Origin of the sequence: Streptomyces sp. NRRL F-5650, assembly GCF_000721365.1 — a bacterium.
GTDB classification, from domain to species: Bacteria; Actinomycetota; Actinomycetes; order Streptomycetales; family Streptomycetaceae; genus Streptomyces; species Streptomyces ardesiacus.
On record NZ_JOGV01000026.1, the window covers coordinates 78241 to 94694 of the forward strand.

The following is a 16454-nucleotide window of genomic DNA, read 5'->3' on the forward strand; positions in this document are numbered from 1 at the left end:
AGACGGTGCTTACGGCGCCGGGCGGGTGGCATAGCATCGGTCCCCGCCATGGACACCATCACGCTCGGGCACCTCACCGGCTGGCAGTTCGCCGCGCTCGCCTTCGCGGCCCTGCTGGTCGGCTTCTCCAAGACCGCGGTGAGCGGGGCCAACACGGTCAGTCTCGCGATCTTCGCGGCGGTCCTGCCCGCCCGCGCCTCCACCGGCATCCTGCTGCCCGTGCTGATCGCCGGTGACGTCCTGGCCGTCCTCACCTACCGGCGCCACGCGCACTGGCCCACGCTGTGGCGGCTGTTCCCGGCGGTCGGGGCGGGCGTGGTCGTCGGCACGCTCTTCCTGGTGTGGGCGGACGACGCGGTCGTGCGCACCTCGATCGGCGTGATCCTGCTGTTCATGGCCGGGGTGACGGTGTGGCGCCGGCGGCAGGCCCGCGCCGGCGACGACGAAGGCGCGGACGCCGGGCAGCCGGACGGGGCCGCCTCGCGCGCCGGCCGCGCGAAGGCCCGCTCGTACGGCGTTCTGGGCGGGTTCACCACGATGGTCGCGAACGCGGGCGGCCCGGTGATGTCGATGTACCTGCTGTCCGCGGGGTTCCGGAAACTCGGCTTCCTGGGCACGTCGGCGTTCTTCTTCCTGATCGTCAACGTCTCCAAGCTCCCCTTCAGCGCGGGCCTCGGCCTGATCGACGGCCCCTCGCTGCTGCTCGACGCGGCACTGGTCGTCTTCGTGGTGCCCGGTGCGCTCCTCGGCAAGTGGGCCGTCAGCCGGATCAACCAACGCCTGTTCGAACGTCTGGTGATCGCGGCGACGGTTGTGGGCGGTCTGCAGCTCCTGCTCGCCTGACCCGCTGCGGCAGACCGTTGCTGAGGTCTTCCACCAGCAGGCGTTTGGCGATGGCGTCGAGGGCGGCGCGCAACTCGTCGTCCGTCGGCCGCCCGATGTCCCGCTCCACCCGGTCCTCCAGCCAGGTCGCCCAGGCCCGGCCGATGACGAGGGCCTCGCGGGCGCCCGCGTCGGTGTGCGAGAGCAGGGAACCGTGCCGCGTCAGGAACCCCTCCTCCACCATCCGGTCGAAGACCGGCAGCAGCACCTCCGGCGGCAGCCGGCGTCTGGCCGCGATCAGACCGAGGCTCGCGTGCCCGACCAGCCGCGTGAACAGCTCGACCTGCATCACCGCCCAGGCCCCGGCGACGTCGAGCCGGGTGTCGCTGTCCGCGACGATCCGGCGGGCGGTGTCCAGTTCCGTACTCCCGATGATCTTCCCGACGGACGCCTCCAGGGTCCGCCTGCTGCTCGCGTCGTGCGGAGAGGCGAAGCCCTCGCCCATGTCCGTCGAGCCCGCCCGGGCGCTGTCGCGCAACTGGACCTGCTTGAGGAACAGGGCGACCACGAAGCCGAGGACCGCGACCGGCACCGTCCACAGGAACACGGTCTGAATGGTGTCCGCGTACGCCCCGACGACGGGCGCCGACGCCGGGGGCGGCAGCCGGTGCACGCCCTCCGGACTGGTCGACGCCCCGGCGATCACCGACGGGTCGGCGGCACCGGTGCGGACCGCGGCGCCGACGCCGTCCCGCAGGTTGGGGCCGAGCGCGTTGGCGTAGATCGTGCCGAACACGGCGGTGCCGAAGGAGCTGCCGAGCGTGCGGAAGAAGGTGACGCCGGAGGTCGCGGTGCCGAGGTCGGAGTACTCCACCGTGTTCTGCACGGCGATGGTCAGCACCTGCATGGACAGGCCGATCCCGGTGCCGAGCACGAACATGTACAGCGACTCGAGCCCCGCGCCCGTGGCCGGGCCCATCAGCGACATCAGGTACAGGCCCACGCCCATCACCAGCGTGCCCGCGATGGGGAACAGCCGGTACCGCCCGGTCTTGCTGACCACGTTGCCGCTGAACACCGAGGCGATCAGCAGGCCCGCCACCATCGGCAGCGTCCGCACCCCGGAGACGGTGGCCGAGTCGCCGTCCACGTACTGCAGATACGTCGGCAGGTACGTCAGCGCGCCCAGCATCGCGAAGCCGACGATGAAGCTGAGGACCGAGCAGACCGTGAACACCGGGTTGGAGAACAGCCGCATCGGCAGCATCGGTTCGGCCGCCCGCGTCTCCGCCCAGCAGAACAGGCCGAGCGCGACCAGCCCGCCCGCGAACAGTCCGACGATCACCGCCGAGCCCCACGCGTACTCGTTGCCGCCCCAGCTCGTCGCCAGGATCAGCGCGCTCGCGCCGATCGCGACCAGCGCGATGCCCAGGTAGTCGATGGCGGGACGGACCGCCGACTTCACCACCGGGATGGTCCGGGCGGCGGCGATCACCACGACGACGGCGATGGGCACGTTGACGTAGAACGCCCAGCGCCAGGACAGGTGGTCGGTGAACAGCCCGCCCAGCAGCGGTCCGATGACCGTCGCGACGCCGAAGACCGCGCCGATGGCACCCTGGTACTTGCCCCGCTCCCGCAACGGGATGACGTCGGCGATCAGCGCCATCGCCGTCACCATCAGGCCGCCCGCGCCGACGCCCTGCACCGCCCGCCAGACGATCAGCAGCGGCATGTTCGTCGCCAGCCCGCACAGGAACGAGCCGGTGATGAACACGACCGCCGACACCTGGAAGACCACCTTGCGGCCGAACAGGTCGCCGAACTTGCCGACCAGCACCGTCGCCACGGTCTCCGCGAGCAGGTACGAGGTCACCACCCACGACATGTGCCGGGCGCCGCCCAGGTCCGAGACGATCGTGGGCAACGCGGTGCCCACGATCGTCTGGTCCAGGGCCGCGAGCAGCATCCCCAGCATGATCGTGACGAAGACGACGTTGCGGCGCCGACGGTCCAGCACGGGCGGCTGGGCGGCTGCGGTCCGTGGCGTTTCCTCGGCGACTGTCACGCGGCCACGATCACACCGGTGCACCGGCCACGCATGCGGGACGGGGCCGCCCGGGTACGCCCCGGGCCGGTCAGCGCCCGCCGGGATTGCGCCGCAGCAGGTAGGTGTCCATGATCCAGCCCTTGCGCTCGCGCGCCTCGGCACGCAGCCGCTCGATGCGGGGCGCGGCCTCGGCGATCGGCCCGGAGTCGAGTATCTCGTCCGGGGTGCCCAGGTAGGCGCCCCAGTAGATGTCGATGTCCTGGTCCGCGAACCGCCGGAAGGTCTGGTGGGCGTCCAGCATCACGACGACGTCGTCCGCCTCCTCGGGGAAGCCCTCGGCCAGCCGCCGCCCGGTGGTGATCTGCACGGGCCGCGCCACCCGGTTCAGCCCGGTCCGGTGCCGGGCGGCCAGCGAGGAGACGCTGCTGATGCCGGGCACCACGTCGTACTCGAACGCCACCGTGCCGCGCTCCAGGATCTCCTCCAGGATGCCCAGCGTGCTGTCGTACAGCGCGGGGTCGCCCCACACCAGAAACGCGCCGCTCTCGTCCTCGCCCAGTTCCTCGGCGATCAGCCGCTCGTAGATACCGGCGCGGGCACTGCGCCAGTCCCCGACTGCCGGGGAGTACGCCGCGCCGCCCGCGCCGCGGTCGCGCTCGGGGTCGCGCGCCTCGACGACGCGGTAGGTCCCCTCCGGCAGGTGCGTCTCCAGCATGTCCCGGCGCAGCCGCACCAGGTCGGCCTTGGCCTCGCCCTTGTCCAGGACGAAGAACACGTCCGTGCTCCGCAGCGCCCGCACCGCCTGGAGGGTGAGCTGCTCGGGGTCGCCCGCGCCGATACCGATCACATGGATTGTCCGCACGCCACGAGTCTGCCGTACGCCACCGACAACGCCCCGACCGGGCCGCCCCGGCCGGATTCAGCCCCGCAGCCGGGGCGCCCGCGCCGCCGCGTCCACGGCCCCGCCGCCCTCCACCTCGCCGGCCAGCTCCCGGGCCCACCCGGCGACCGCGCCGAGGTCCATCCCGTACGGCCGCTCCCGCGCGGACCCCGACGCGGCCCACTCGGTCACGGCGCCCGCCCCGCGCCGCAGCAGCCGGGCCCCGCCGGTGACGTTGCCGCGCGCCGCGTGGGTCAGCCCGACGGCGAGCTGGGCCAGCCCGCGCCACAGCTCCCGCTCCTCCCCGGGGCCCGACTTCCAGGCGTCCTCGAACACCTCGTGGGCGTGGAACGGCTTCCCCTCGTCCAGCAGCCGCTGCGCCTCGGCGACCGTCTCCTCCGGGGCCCGGACGACGCCCTCGGGCTGGCGCGGCACGCCGTCGGAGCCGTACGGCAGGGGCCGCCCGAGCCCGTCCCGCGGCCGGGCGTTGCGGGCGCGGCCCTCGTCGTCGCGGTCCCGTCCGGCCACCGGGCGGCCGGGGGCGGTGCTGTCCATGGGGCTGTCGGCGGTGCTGTCCATGGGCCGATTGTCCCTCGCCGGAGCCCGCTTAGGCATCGTCCGGTGTGTGGGGTAAAGTGCTGTCCGCGTGATCGCGCGGTGCACCGCGCGTGAGCACACCGGGACGTGGCGCAGCTTGGTAGCGCACTTGACTGGGGGTCAAGGGGTCGCAGGTTCAAATCCTGTCGTCCCGACGGTGTGGAGGGCCTTCACGGAAGCGATTCCGTGAAGGCCCTCTCTGTGTCCACCGCTGCGGTTTCCCGCGCAGCGGTTCCCGCCGGCGGTCAGTCCCGGGGCCGCGCCCCCGCCGCGCGGAGCAGGTCGGCCGTCTCCTGGTGCCCGCCGTTCGACGCCCACTGCAGCGGCGTCCAGCCGGTGCCGTGGTCCTCGCGCAGGTTCGGGTCGGCCCCGTACTCCAGCAGCGCGCGGACGGTCTCCGTGTGCCCCCAGCAGGCCGCCCCGCACAGCGGAGTGCCCTCCGAGCCGATCCCGCTCTCCGTGTCCGGCCGGGCCCCGGCCGCGAGCAGGAGGCGGACGATGCCGGTCTCCCCGCCCACCGACGCGAGGTACAACGGGGTGCTGCCGGCGGAGTCGGCGGTCTCGGCCGGCGCTCCGTCCCGCAGGGCGGCCCGGACCCGTGACACGTCACCGGTCAGCGCGGCGCCGGCGAGACGCAGGGACAGTTTCTTGTGCTTTCGCCTGTTCACCCGTTCCACCCTAGGCGGCGGCCGGGGCCGCTGCTCCCGTAGCCCCCGACCGGTCAGCTCCTGACCAGCAGTTGGAAGTCGAACGCGTACCGGGAGGCGCGGTAGACGTGCGTCCCGTACTCGACCGGCCGCCCGGTGTCGTCGTACGCGGTGCGCTGCATGGTGAGCAGCGCGGCGCCCTCGGGTTCGCCGAGGCGCTCGGCCTCCTCGGGTCGGGCGATGCGGGCGCCGACGGTCTGGCGGGCGCTGTGCAGGGTGATGCCGGACGCGCGCATCATCCGGTACAGGCCGGTCGACTCCAGCCGGGCGTCGTCGAGCTCCAGCAGGTCCGCCGGAAGGTAGTTGCACAGCATCGCCACCGGCCGGCCGTGGGTGAGGCGCAGCCGCTCCAGGACGGCGACCTCGGTGCCCTCCGCGAGACCGAGGGCCGTCGCGACCCCGGCCGCGGCCGGGACGCGCTCGTTGCGCACCACCAGGGTGCCGGGGCCCTGTCCGGCCGCCTCCAGGTCGTCGTAGAGACTGCTCAGTTCCAGCGGGCGCCTGACCTGGCTGTGCACCACCTGGGTGCCGACCCCGCGCCGCCGGACCAGCAGCCCCTTGTCGACCAGCGACTGGATGGCCTGGCGGACGGTCGGCCGGGACAGGCCGAGGCGGACGGAGAGGTCGACCTCGTTGCCCAGGAGGTTGCCCGGGGCGAGGACGCCGTGCCCGATCGCCGCTTCGAGCTGCTGGGCCAACTGGTGGTAGAGCGGCACCGGACTGTTCCGGTCCAGGGCGAAGTCCAGGGTGCCGGTCGCGGGGGCGGTCACGGCACGTGCGGGGTCGCCGGTCTTCGCCATGGACGTACCTCCCTTGCGTCGGTGACGAGTTGTGCGGGCGGGGGGAGGGCTCAGAGGTGGTGGCGGCGGCCGGCGAGCGCGCGTTCGTAGACCTCGCGCGCGCCGGTGGCGGCCTCGCGGGCCGACACCTCGGCCACCGGCACGTCCCACCAGGCCGCCGCGGGCGGCGCGGCCGACGGCGGCGCCGTCTCGACGTACACGCACGACGGCCGGGTCGCCGTCCGGGCCGTCACCAGCGCCTCGCGCAGCTCGCGCACCGTCTTGGCGCGCAGCACGTCCATGCCGAGGCTGGCCGCGTTGGCGGCGAGGTCGACGGGGAGGGGAGCGCCGGTGAAGGAGCCGTCGGCGACGCGGTGGCGGTAGTCGGTGCCGAAGCGCTCGGCGCCCACCGCCTCGGAGAGGCCGCCGATGGACGCGTAGCCGTGGTTCTGCACCAGGACCAGCTTCACCGGCAGGTCCTCCTGGACGGCCGTGACGATCTCCGTCGGGTTCATCAGGTACGTGCCGTCGCCGACCAGGGCCCACACGGGCGTGCCGGGCGCGGCCTGCTGGACACCGAGCGCGGCCGGGATCTCGTAGCCCATGCAGGAGTAGCCGTACTCCAGGTGGTACTGGCGCGGGGAGCGGGCCCGCCACAGCTTGTGCAGGTCGCCGGGGAGCGAGCCGGCCGCGTTGATCACGACGTCCTCGTCGCCGACGACCGCGTCCAGCGCACCCAGCACCTGCGTCTGCGTCGGCACCGCGCCGTCGTCCTCGGCCCGGAAGGCCGTCTCGACCGTCTCGTCCCAACGGGCCTTCCCCGTGCGGTACTCGGCCTCGTACGCGGCGTCCACGCGGTGACCGGACAGCGCCTCCGCCAGTGCGGCGAGCCCCGCCCGCGCGTCGCACACCAGGGTGCCGGCGGCGAGCTTGTGGGCGTCGAAGGCGGTGATGTTGAGGTTCAGGAAGCGGACGTCCGGGTGCTGGAAGAGGGTGCCGGAGGCGGTGGTGAAGTCCGTGTAGCGGGTGCCGACGCCGATCACCAGGTCGGCGGTGCGAGCGAGTTCGTCGCTCACCGCGGTGCCGGTGTGGCCGATGCCGCCGAGGTCGGCGGGGTGGTCGTGGCGCAGCGCGCCCTTGCCCGCCTGGGTGGAGGCGACCGGGATGCCGGTGGCCTCCACCAGCTCCCGCAGGGCTCCTTCGGCCTCGCTGTGGTGGACGCCGCCGCCCGCGACGATCAGCGGGCGCGCGGCGGCCCGGACCGCCCGGACGGCGTCGGCCAGTTCCGCCGGGTCGGGCGCGGGGCGGCGCACCCGCCAGACGCGGTCGGCGAAGAACTCCTCGGGCCAGTCGTACGCCTCCGCCTGCACGTCCTGCGGCAGCGCCAGGGTGACCGCACCGGTCTCCGCCGGGTCGGCCAGCACGCGCACGGCCTTGAGCGCGGAGGCGAGCAGCGCCTCGGGGCGGGTGATCCGGTCGAAGTACCGGGAGACGGGCCGCAGGGCGTCGTTGACGGACACGTCGGCCCCGACGGGGTGCTCCAACTGCTGGAGCAGCGGGTCGGCGGCGTGCGAGGCGAAGTAGTCGCCGGGCAGGAGCAGGACCGGCAGGCGGTTGACGGTGGCGAGGGCGGCGCCGGTGACCAGGTTGGTGGCTCCGGGGCCGATGGACGTCGTCACCGCCTGCGCGGACAGGCGGTTGAGCTGGCGGGCGTGGCCGACGGCCGCGTGCACCATGGCCTGTTCGCTGCGGCCCTGGTGGTACGGCATCGCCTCCCGGTACTCGACCAGTGCCTGGCCGAGGCCGGCCACGTTGCCGTGGCCGAAGATGCCCCAGGTGCCCGTGATCAGCCGGCGCCGCACGCCGTCGCGTTCGGTGTACTGCGCGGCCAGGAAGCGCACCAGGGCCTGGGCGGTGGTCAGTCGGCGGGTGGCGGCGGCGCTCATGCGGACCTCTCCGGTGCGGTGTAGAGGGGGAGCCGGGGGTCGACCGGCTGCTCGGGCCAGGTGTCGCGGATCCAGGCGTGGCCGGGATGGTCGCTGATCAGCCAGGCACGCTCGGGCTCCGGCCCGGCCATGACGTTGAGGTAGTACATGTGGTGCCCGGGGACCGCCATCGACGGTCCGTGCCAGCCGTCGGGGATCAGTACGACGTCTCCGTCGCGCACTTCGGCCAGGACGTCGGTGCCCCCTCCCCGCCCGGACGGCGAGACCCGCTGGTAGCCGAGGCCCGGGGTGCCCTCGTGGTCCGCGAACTCGAAGTAGTAGATCTCCTCCAGCTCCGACTCCTCGCCGGGGCGGTGCTCGTCGTGCTTGTGGGGCGGGAAGGAGGACCAGTTGCCGCCCGGCGTGAGGACCTCCACCGCGATCAGCCTGTCGCACTCGAACGTCCCCGCCGCGGCGAAGTTGTTGACCTGCCGCGAGCAGGTGCCGGTGCCCCGCAGCTCCACCGGCACCCCGGACGCCGGTCCGTGGCGGGCGGGCAGGCGGCGGGTGCAGCGCGCGCCGGTCAGGGCGAACCGGCCGCCGCCGGAGGACGTCAGCGTCGTACGGGCCTCGCGCGGCACGTAGGCGAAGTCGGTGACGCCGCTGAACACGTTTTCGCGCCCGGTCAGTTCGAAGGTGTCCTCGCCGAACTCGTCGGCGGTCCGCACCGTGCAGCCGCCGCTCAGGGGCAGGACGATCCACTCGCTCTCGCCGCTGTCGAAGGTGTGGCTGCCGCCGGGAGGCAGGCGCACCACGCGCAGACTGCTGTAGCCCCAGCCGGCGCTCTCGGGGGTCACGTCCACGGCGTACGGGCCGTCCGCCGCCTTGCCCGCGGGAAGGTGATACGTCATCGTCCGCTCCTCCGCCTCGTCTCGGTCACAGCAGTCCGACGGCCGTGTCCACCGCCTCCTCCACGCTGCCCCCGGCCGGGTAGAGCAGCGAGCGGCCGACGACCATGCCCTGCACGGTGGGCAGCCTCAGGGCCTTGCGCCAGCGCTCGTAGGCCGCGCTCTGGTCCGCCGGGGAGCCCCCTATGTCGCCGCCGAGCAGCACGGTGGGCAGCGTGGAGGTCTCCAGTACCTCGGCCATGTCGTCCGGGTTCCGGGTGACGGGCAGTTTCAGCCAGGTGTAGGCGGAGGTGCCGCCCAGGCCCGAGGCGATGGCGATGGAGCGGGTGACGGCCTCGGCGGACAGGTCGTTGCGGACCCGCCCGTCGGTCCGGCGGGAGATGAACGGCTCGACGAACAGCGGGAGTCCGCGCGCGGCCATGGCGTCGACGGCGCGGGCGCTCGCCTCCAGCGTGGCCAGTGAGCCGGGGTCGTCGTAGTCGACGCGCAGCAGCAGCTTGCCCGCGTCGAAGCGCAGGCGGGCGATGTCCTCGGCGCGGTGGCCGGTGAAGCGGTCGTCCATCTCGAAGGCGGCGCCCGCCAGGCCGCCCCGGTTCATCGAACCCATGACGACCTTGTTCTCCAGCACCCCGAGCAGCAGCAGGTCCTCCAGCACGTCGGCGGAGGCGAGCACCCCGTCCACGCCGGGCCGGGACAGCGCGGTGCACAGGCGTTCCAGCAGGTCGGCGCGGTTGGCCATGGCGAGTGCGCGGTCGCCGACGCCGAGCGCGCCGCGCGCCGGATGGTCGGCGGCCACGATCATCAGACGGCCGGAGTCGCCGATCAGCGGGCGGCGCACCCGGCGGGCCGCGGCCTCGGCGATCGCCTCCGGGTGCCGGGCCCTGACCGCGGTGAGGTCCGGGATGCTGGGGATGCTGGGGGACAAGACGTGGCTCCGTTCAGGGAGTGGCTCGCGCGAGGAGGTCGTCGACCTCGGCCCCGGTGGGCATCGCGGAGGAGCAGGCGAGGCGGGAGGCGACCAGGGCGCCGGCCGCGTTGGCGTACCGCATGGTCCGCTCCAGCTCCCAGCCGGAGAGCAGACCGTGGCACAGGGAACCGCCGAACGCGTCGCCCGCGCCGAGGCCGTTGACCACCTCGACCGGCACCGGCGGCACCTCGGCCGACCGGCCGTCGCGGTGGAGGGCGAGGACACCCTTCGGGCCCTGCTTGACGACGGCCAGTTCCACCCCGGCGGCGAGCAACGCCTCGGCGCAGGCGCGGGGTTCGCGCACGCCGGTGGCGATCTCGCACTCGTCCAGGTTGCCGACCGCGACGGTCGCGTGCCCGAGCGCCTCGGCGTAGTACGGGCGGGCCTGGTCCGGGTCGGTCCAGAACATGGGGCGCCAGTCCAGGTCGAAGACCGTGGTGCCGGACTTGGCGCGGTGGGCGAGGGCGGTCAGCGTCGCCGTACGGCTCGGCTCCTCGCTCAGTCCGGTGCCGGTCATCCAGAAGACCGAGGCCGCGCGGATCGCGTCCAGGTCCAGTTCCTCCGGGCGGATCTCCAGGTCCGGCGCCTTGGGACGGCGGTAGAAGTACAGCGGGAAGTCGTCCGGCGGGAAGATCTCGCAGAACGTCACCGGGGTCGGGTGGTCCGCCACCGGGGTGACCCAGCGGTCGTCGACGCCGAACTCCTTGAGCGCGCCGTGCAGATAGCCGCCGAAGGGGTCGTCGCCCGTGCGGGTGATGACGGCCGCGGTACGGCCGAGCCGGGCGGCGGCGACCGCCACGTTGGAGGCCGAGCCGCCGAGGAACTTGCCGAAGGTCTCAACCTCCGCCAGGGGTACGCCCGTCTGCAGAGGATAGAGATCGACGCCGATGCGGCCCATCGTGATCAGATCGAAACGCGGGACTGACTCGGCCATGTGCGACGCTCCTTTGGCTGGGCGGGGGCCTGCCGCCTCCCAGGTGTATGACTCCTGGACGACACTGTCAAGACTTTGTACTTACATTCGGACCTGTGAGTGAAAGAATGTCTTGACAAAGTATTGACAGTGGGCGTCTCAAGGGCTTGTATCCGGTCCCAGCGCAGCATCAGCCATTCTTCTCGGGTCTGGCACACGGCTTTCCCGTCGCACAGTCGCACAGTGAGGTGCAGGAAAAGATGGACCGCTCTTCGCACGCCCGCTCCCGCAGATTCGCCCCCGCCGTGGCCCTCGCCGCCGCCGCGGCCCTGACCCTCGCCGGCTGCTCGAGCAGCTCGGGCGGGAAGAAGGCCGACGAGGAGGGCGAGGCGGGCGCCGCCGCGGGCAAGGCGAACACCCCGCGCATGACCGTCGCCCTGGTCACCCACCAGGCACCCGGCGACACCTTCTGGGACATCGTCCGCAAGGGCGCCCAGGCCGCCGCCGACAAGGACAACGTCAAGCTCGTCTACTCCGCCGACCCGAACGCGGGCAACCAGGCCAACCTGGTGCAGAACGCGATCGACCAGAAGGTGGACGGCATCGCCGTCACCCTGGCCAAGCCGGACGCTCTCAGGAGCGTCCTCGCCAAGGCGGAGAAGGCGGGCATACCCGTGGTCGGGCTCAACTCCGGTCTGGCGGACTGGAAGAAGCTCGGCCTGATGTCGTTCTTCGGCCAGGACGAGAGCGTGGCGGGCGAGGCGTTCGGCAAGAAGCTGAACGAGGTGGGCTCGAAGAAGGCCCTGTGCGTCATCCACGAACAGGGCAACGTCGGTCTGACCCAGCGCTGCGACGGCATGAAGAAGACGTTCAAGGGCTCGGTGGAGAACCTCTACGTCAACGGCGCCGACCAGCCCTCCGTGAAGTCGACGGTCACGGCCAAGCTGCGGCAGGACGGCGCCGTCGACCACGTCGTCACGCTCGGCGCCCCGTTCGCCATGACGGCCGTGCAGTCGGTGGCCGAGTCCGGCAGCAAGGCCAAGGTCGCCACCTTCGACCTCAACAAGGAACTGACCGGCGCCATCGAGAAGGACGACATCGAGTTCGCCGTCGACCAGCAGCCCTACCTCCAGGGCTACCTCGCGGTCGACGGCCTGTGGCTCTACAAGAACAACGGCAACTACAGCGGCGGCGGCGAGCAGCCGGTGCTGACCGGCCCCGCCTTCGTCGACAAGTCCAACGTCAAGGCCGTCGCCGAGTTCGCCTCGAAGGGCACCCGGTGATGAGCATGGCCCCACAGGCTGAGCCGGCGGCACTCGCGCCGCCGGCCCCCGGCCCCAGGGAGAGCGACGGACGGACCCGGGAACGCCCCGTGGCGCTGCGGCTGCTCGCCCGGCCCGAGGTCGGCGTCTTCCTCGGCGCCGTCGCCGTGTTCGTCTTCTTCCTGATCGCCGCCCCCACACTCCGCGACGGCGGCTCCATGGCGACCGTGCTGTACCAGTCGTCCACCATCGGCATCATGGCGCTGCCCGTCGCCCTGCTGATGATCGGCGGCGAGTTCGACCTGTCCGCCGGTGTCGCCGTCATCACCTCCGCGCTCACCGCCGGCATGCTCAGCTACCAGCTCACCGTGAACGTCTGGGTGGGCGTGGTCGTCGCCCTCGTCGCCTCGCTCGCCGTCGGCGCCTTCAACGGCTGGGTGCTGGTGAAGACCGGCCTGCCGAGCTTCCTGGTGACCCTGGCCACCTTCCTGGTCCTGCAGGGCGTCAACCTCGCCGTCACCAAGCTCGTCACCGGCAACGTCGCCACCGACGACATCAGCGACATGGACGGCTTCGACCAGGCCAAGGCGCTGTTCGCCTCGTCCTTCGACGTGGGCGGCATCGAGGTGAAGATCACGGTCGTGTGGTGGCTGGTCTTCGCGGCCCTGGCCACCTGGGTGCTGCTGCGCACCAAGTACGGCAACTGGATCTTCGCCGTCGGCGGCAGCCAGGAGTCCGCCCGCGCGGTCGGCGTGCCCGTCACCTTCACCAAGATCACGCTGTTCATGCTGGTCGGCTTCGGCGCCTGGTTCGTCGGCATGCACCAGCTCTTCTCCTTCAACACCGTGCAGTCCGGCGAGGGCGTCGGCCAGGAACTGATCTACATCGCCGCCGCGGTCATCGGCGGCTGCCTGCTCACCGGCGGCTACGGCTCCGCCATCGGCCCGGTCTTCGGCGCCTTCATGTTCGGCATGGTGAACCAGGGCATCGTCTTCGCGGGCTGGAACCCCGACTGGTTCAAGGCGTTCCTCGGCGTGATGCTCCTCGGCGCCGTCCTCATCAACCTGTACGTCCGCCGCGCCGCGACCCGGAGGTGACCGGAATGGCCACGAAGACCCCCTCGTCCACCGGGGCCCCCGGCACCCACGGCGCCGTCCCCGCCGACCCCGCGCCCGACGGGGACCGCCCGCTGGTCGAACTGCGCGGCGCCGGCAAGGCCTACGGCAACGTGCGCGCCCTGCACGGCGTCGACCTCGCCGTCCACCCCGGCCGGGTGACCTGCGTGCTCGGCGACAACGGCGCCGGCAAGTCCACCCTCATCAAGATCATCTCGGGGCTGCACCAGCACACCGAGGGCGAGTTCCTCGTCGACGGCGAGCCCGTGCGCTTCGCCAGCCCGCGCGACGCCCTCGACCGCGGCATCGCCACGGTCTACCAGGACCTCGCGACCGTGCCGCTGATGCCGGTGTGGCGCAACTTCTTCCTCGGCTCCGAGATGACCAAGGGCCCCTGGCCCGTGCGCCGCCTCGACATCGCCCGCATGAAGCGGACCGCCGACGAGGAACTGCGCAACATGGGCATCGTCCTGGACGACCTCGAACAGCCCATCGGCACCCTCTCCGGCGGCCAGCGCCAGTCCGTCGCCATCGCCCGCGCCGTCTACTTCGGCGCCCGCGTCCTCATCCTCGACGAGCCCACCGCCGCCCTCGGCGTCAAGCAGTCCGGCGTGGTGCTCAAGTACATCGCCGCCGCGCGGGAACGCGGCCTCGGCGTCGTCTTCATCACCCACAACCCCCACCACGCCTACATGGTCGGCGACCACTTCAGCGTGCTGCGCCTGGGCACCCTCGAACTCAGCTCCGCCCGGGCCGACATCACCCTGGAGGAACTCACCAACCACATGGCGGGCGGCGCCGAACTCGCCGCCCTCAAGCACGAACTCGCCCAGGTCGGCGGGGTCGACGTGGACGCCCTTCCGGACGACGTTCCGGATGCGCCGGGGGCCTCCGCGCCGGACAGTGCCGACAAGAGCGCGAGCACCGCGTCCGACAGCACCGCGTCCGACAGCACCGCGTCCGGCACCGCCGAAGGGAAGGCCTGAGCATGCCCTCTGCCCTCGACCGCATCCGCGTCGGCTCGGCCCCCGACTCCTGGGGCGTCTGGTTCCCCGACGATCCCCGGCAGGTCCCCTGGGAGCGGTTCCTGGACGAGGTCGCCGAGGCCGGTTACGACTGGATCGAGCTGGGCCCCTACGGCTACCTCCCCACCGACCCCGCCCGGCTGGCCGACGAGGTCGCCCGGCGCGGCCTCAAGGTCTCCGCGGGGACCATCTTCTGCGGGCTGCACCGCGGCCCCTCCGAGTGGGACGCCACCTGGGAGCAGGTCGCCCGCGTCGCCGCCCTGACACAGGCCATGGACGCCAGGCACCTCGTCGTCATCCCGTCCTTCTGGCGCGACGACAAGACCGCCGAGATCCTGGAGCCGCCGGAGCTGACCGGCGAGCAGTGGACCCACCTCACCCGCGGCATGGAGCGCCTCGGCCGCGAGGTGCGGGAGACCTACGGCCTGGACATCGTCGTCCACCCGCACGCCGACACCCACATCGACACCGAGGAGCACGTCGAGCGCTTCCTCGACGCCACCGACTCCGGCCTGGTCAGCCTGTGCCTGGACACCGGCCACTACGCCTACTGCGGCGGCGACAGCGTCAAGCTGATCGAGACCTACGGCGAGCGCATCGGCTACCTCCACCTCAAGCAGGTCGACCCGGAGATCCTCGCGGGGGTGCGGGAGGGCGGCGTCCCCTTCGGCCCGGCCGTGCAGCGCGGGGTGATGTGCGAGCCGCCGGGCGGGGTGCCGGAGCTGGGACCGGTGCTCACGGCGGCCCAGGACCTCGGCGTGGACCTGTTCGCCATCGTCGAGCAGGACATGTACCCCTGCGAGCCGGACAAGCCGCTGCCCATCGCGGTGCGCACCCGGAAGTTCCTGCGCTCCTGCGGCGCCTGAGACGGGCCCGACGGCGGGGAGGGTACCGCCGGTGCGCCGTCCGGCGGGCCGGCGCCGCTGCCGCGCGCTAGCGTGCGCAGCACCGACACCCGCACCCCTCGTGCCGTTCCGGGAGGCAGCCATGACCTCGCGTCTCAACCCGTACCTCAGCTTCGACGGCGACGCCCGACAGGCGATGGAGTTCTACGAGGAGGTGTTCGGCGGCACCCTGGCGCTGAACACCTTCGGCGAGTCCGGTCTGCCGGACCCCACGTACGCCGACAAGATCATGCACGCCATGCTGGAGACGCCGGCCGGCTTCACCCTGATGGCCGCCGACACCCCGCCCGGGATGGAGTACACGCCGGGCAGCAACTTCTCGGTGAGCCTCAGCGGCGACGACGCGGCCGAACTGCGCGGCTACTGGGAGAAGCTGTCCGCCGGCGGCTCGGTCGCCGTGCCCCTGGAGAAGCAGATGTGGGGCGACGTCTTCGGCATGTGCACGGACCGGTTCGGCGTCCCCTGGATGGTGAACATCAGCGAGCCGGCGAGCTGACCGAGCAGCCCGCCGGCTCGTTGGTTCCGCCCCGCGGCGCTCAGCCCCGCCGTACCTCCGCGAGCGTCACCGGGCGGTGCTCGTGCAGCGACAGGGTGCACGCCTCGGCGATCCAGCCCGCCTCCAGCGCGTCCTCGACCGTGCAGGGGGAGGGGCGGGTACCGGCGACGACCTCGGTGAACGCGGTCAGTTCGGCGCGGTAGGCGGCGGCGAAGCGGTCCATGAAGAAGTCGTGCGGGGTACCGGCCGGGAAGGTCGCGCCCGGCTCCACCGAGCGCAGCGGCAGCCGGTCCTCCAGTCCGACGGCGATCGAGTCCTGGAAGCCGTGGATCTCCATGCGCACGTCGTAACCGCGGGCGTTGTGACGGCTGTTGGAGATCACCGCGATGGTGCCGTCGTCCAGGGTGAGGACCGCGCCGGTGGTGTCCGCGTCGCCCGCCTCCCGGATGTGGGCGGCGCCCCGGTTGCCGCCGACGGCGTACACCTCGCGCACCTCGCGGCCGGTCACCCAGCGGATGATGTCGAAGTCGTGCACCGAGCAGTCCCGGAAGATCCCGCCGGACGCGGCGACGTAGGCGGCGGGCGGAGGCGCCGGGTCGAGCGTGGTCGACCGTACGGTGTGCAGCGTGCCCAGCTCACCGCCGAGCACGGCCGCCCGCGCGGCCACGAACCCGGCGTCGAAGCGGCGGTTGTAGCCGATCTGGACCGGCACGTCGTGGTCGGCGAGCGCCTTGAGCACCTCGACGCCCTCCGGCATGGTGCGGGCGACGGGCTTCTCGCAGAAGACGGGCAGCCCGGCCTCGGCGGCGGCCAGGATCAGCCCCGGGTGGGCGTCGGTCGCCGCCGCGACCACCACTCCGTCCACCCCCGCGGCCAGCACGGCCTCGGGGGAGTCCGCGACCTCGGCGCCGAACCGCTCGGCGGCGGCCCGCGCCGCGTCCGCGAACGGGTCGGCGACGACCAGTGAACCGACGGCGTCCAGTCCGGCGAGGGTCTCGGCGTGGAAGGCGCCGATGCGGCCGAGGCCGAGGATTCCGATGCGCATGTGCTCCGCTGCTCCTTGCGTGGGGTGTGGTGAGGGTGGGGCGTGGGGTGCTCGCGGC

General features: G+C 72.6%; 16 protein-coding genes and 1 tRNA gene. 7 read left to right on the forward strand and 10 right to left on the reverse strand.

All coding sequences use genetic code 11. The features are described from left to right. The first annotated feature begins 48 nt into the window (after window positions 1-48). The gene (locus IG88_RS0122300; RefSeq protein ID WP_031043978.1) at window positions 49-843 is read left to right on the forward strand and encodes a sulfite exporter TauE/SafE family protein; all 795 of its coding nucleotides are present in this window, start codon (window positions 49-51) and stop codon (window positions 841-843) included. Here IG88_RS0122300 and IG88_RS0122305 read toward each other — a convergent pair. The 3 genes from IG88_RS0122305 to IG88_RS0122315 form a co-directional block, all read right to left on the reverse strand. Further along, complete coding sequence (locus tag IG88_RS0122305) at window positions 770-2890, reverse strand: MDR family MFS transporter (protein ID WP_031043980.1); 2121 nt, start codon at window positions 2888-2890, stop codon at window positions 770-772. The genes IG88_RS0122300 and IG88_RS0122305 overlap by 74 nt on opposite strands. Before the next feature lie 70 nt (window positions 2891-2960). Then, window positions 2961-3734 (reverse strand): precorrin-6A synthase (deacetylating), encoded by a 774-nt coding sequence (gene cobF, locus IG88_RS0122310; RefSeq protein WP_031043982.1) that lies wholly within the window; start codon window positions 3732-3734, stop codon window positions 2961-2963. Window positions 3735-3791: 57 nt separating this feature from the next. Beyond that, window positions 3792-4331, reverse strand: coding sequence for a DUF309 domain-containing protein (locus IG88_RS0122315; protein WP_031043984.1), 540 nt, complete (start codon window positions 4329-4331; stop codon window positions 3792-3794). 99 nt (window positions 4332-4430) lie between these two features. On the opposite strand from IG88_RS0122315, the gene IG88_RS0122320 reads away from it, so the two are divergent. Then, a tRNA-Pro gene (locus IG88_RS0122320) sits at window positions 4431-4504 on the forward strand. 90 nt (window positions 4505-4594) lie between these two features. Here IG88_RS0122320 and IG88_RS0122325 read toward each other — a convergent pair. The 6 genes from IG88_RS0122325 to iolC are packed head-to-tail and all read right to left on the reverse strand — an operon-like array spanning window position 4595 to window position 10569. Then, window positions 4595-5017, reverse strand: a complete 423-nt coding sequence (locus tag IG88_RS0122325; RefSeq protein ID WP_031043987.1) for an ankyrin repeat domain-containing protein — start codon at window positions 5015-5017, stop codon at window positions 4595-4597. Window positions 5018-5070: 53 nt separating this feature from the next. Further along, entirely contained in the window at window positions 5071-5856 is a 786-nt protein-coding gene (locus tag IG88_RS0122330; RefSeq protein WP_031043990.1) for a GntR family transcriptional regulator, read from the reverse strand. Window positions 5857-5906: 50 nt separating this feature from the next. Continuing rightward, complete coding sequence (gene iolD, locus IG88_RS0122335) at window positions 5907-7781, reverse strand: 3D-(3,5/4)-trihydroxycyclohexane-1,2-dione acylhydrolase (decyclizing) (RefSeq protein WP_031043992.1); 1875 nt, start codon at window positions 7779-7781, stop codon at window positions 5907-5909. Beyond that, on the reverse strand, window positions 7778-8671 hold the full coding sequence (iolB, locus tag IG88_RS0122340) for a 5-deoxy-glucuronate isomerase (protein WP_031043995.1): 894 nt from the start codon (window positions 8669-8671) through the stop codon (window positions 7778-7780). Before iolB ends, iolD begins: the two co-directional genes overlap by 4 nt. 25 nt (window positions 8672-8696) lie before the next feature. Continuing rightward, complete coding sequence (locus IG88_RS0122345) at window positions 8697-9593, reverse strand: Cgl0159 family (beta/alpha)8-fold protein (protein WP_031043997.1); 897 nt, start codon at window positions 9591-9593, stop codon at window positions 8697-8699. A 13-nt stretch (window positions 9594-9606) separates the two neighbouring features. Then, a complete protein-coding gene (gene iolC / locus IG88_RS0122350) occupies window positions 9607-10569 on the reverse strand; it encodes a 5-dehydro-2-deoxygluconokinase (RefSeq protein WP_031044001.1) in 963 nt (320 codons plus the stop codon). A 239-nt stretch (window positions 10570-10808) separates the two neighbouring features. On the opposite strand from iolC, the gene IG88_RS0122355 reads away from it, so the two are divergent. From IG88_RS0122355 to IG88_RS0122375, 5 genes are all read left to right on the forward strand, one after another. Then, window positions 10809-11831: a sugar ABC transporter substrate-binding protein gene (locus IG88_RS0122355; RefSeq protein ID WP_031044004.1), complete on the forward strand. Its 1023-nt coding sequence runs from the start codon at window positions 10809-10811 to the stop codon at window positions 11829-11831. Then, on the forward strand, window positions 11831-12907 hold the full coding sequence (locus IG88_RS0122360; protein WP_031044005.1) for an ABC transporter permease: 1077 nt from the start codon (window positions 11831-11833) through the stop codon (window positions 12905-12907). The genes IG88_RS0122355 and IG88_RS0122360 overlap by 1 nt, the downstream gene beginning before the upstream one ends. A 5-nt stretch (window positions 12908-12912) precedes the next feature. After that, window positions 12913-13911 carry an ATP-binding cassette domain-containing protein gene (locus tag IG88_RS0122365; RefSeq protein ID WP_031044009.1) on the forward strand — a complete coding sequence of 333 codons (999 nt, stop codon included), beginning with the start codon at window positions 12913-12915 and terminating at the stop codon, window positions 13909-13911. Between the two features lie 2 nt (window positions 13912-13913). Then, the gene (locus tag IG88_RS0122370; RefSeq protein WP_031044012.1) at window positions 13914-14816 is read left to right on the forward strand and encodes a sugar phosphate isomerase/epimerase family protein; all 903 of its coding nucleotides are present in this window, start codon (window positions 13914-13916) and stop codon (window positions 14814-14816) included. Window positions 14817-14937: 121 nt separating this feature from the next. Beyond that, the gene (locus tag IG88_RS0122375; protein WP_031044014.1) at window positions 14938-15351 is read left to right on the forward strand and encodes a VOC family protein; all 414 of its coding nucleotides are present in this window, start codon (window positions 14938-14940) and stop codon (window positions 15349-15351) included. 40 nt (window positions 15352-15391) lie between these two features. Here the strand turns inward: IG88_RS0122375 and IG88_RS0122380 are convergent, their stop codons facing one another. Beyond that, window positions 15392-16396, reverse strand: coding sequence for a Gfo/Idh/MocA family oxidoreductase (locus tag IG88_RS0122380; protein WP_031044018.1), 1005 nt, complete (start codon window positions 16394-16396; stop codon window positions 15392-15394). Window positions 16397-16454 lie beyond the last annotated feature (58 nt).

Coding starts and splice junctions, on each gene's coding strand:
- IG88_RS0122330 (WP_031043990.1), bottom strand. CDS start 5,856: ATGGCGAAGACCGGCGACCCCGCACGTGCCGTGACCGCCCCCGCGACC.
- IG88_RS0122375 (WP_031044014.1), top strand. CDS start 14,938: ATGACCTCGCGTCTCAACCCGTACCTCAGCTTCGACGGCGACGCCCGA.
- IG88_RS0122300 (WP_031043978.1), top strand. CDS start 49: ATGGACACCATCACGCTCGGGCACCTCACCGGCTGGCAGTTCGCCGCG.
- IG88_RS0122370 (WP_031044012.1), top strand. CDS start 13,914: ATGCCCTCTGCCCTCGACCGCATCCGCGTCGGCTCGGCCCCCGACTCC.
- IG88_RS0122355 (WP_031044004.1), top strand. CDS start 10,809: ATGGACCGCTCTTCGCACGCCCGCTCCCGCAGATTCGCCCCCGCCGTG.
- IG88_RS0122365 (WP_031044009.1), top strand. CDS start 12,913: ATGGCCACGAAGACCCCCTCGTCCACCGGGGCCCCCGGCACCCACGGC.
- IG88_RS0122315 (WP_031043984.1), bottom strand. CDS start 4,331: ATGGACAGCACCGCCGACAGCCCCATGGACAGCACCGCCCCCGGCCGC.
- IG88_RS0122380 (WP_031044018.1), bottom strand. CDS start 16,396: ATGCGCATCGGAATCCTCGGCCTCGGCCGCATCGGCGCCTTCCACGCC.
- IG88_RS0122360 (WP_031044005.1), top strand. CDS start 11,831: ATGAGCATGGCCCCACAGGCTGAGCCGGCGGCACTCGCGCCGCCGGCC.
- iolC (WP_031044001.1), bottom strand. CDS start 10,569: ATGGCCGAGTCAGTCCCGCGTTTCGATCTGATCACGATGGGCCGCATC.
- iolD (WP_031043992.1), bottom strand. CDS start 7,781: ATGAGCGCCGCCGCCACCCGCCGACTGACCACCGCCCAGGCCCTGGTG.
- iolB (WP_031043995.1), bottom strand. CDS start 8,671: ATGACGTATCACCTTCCCGCGGGCAAGGCGGCGGACGGCCCGTACGCC.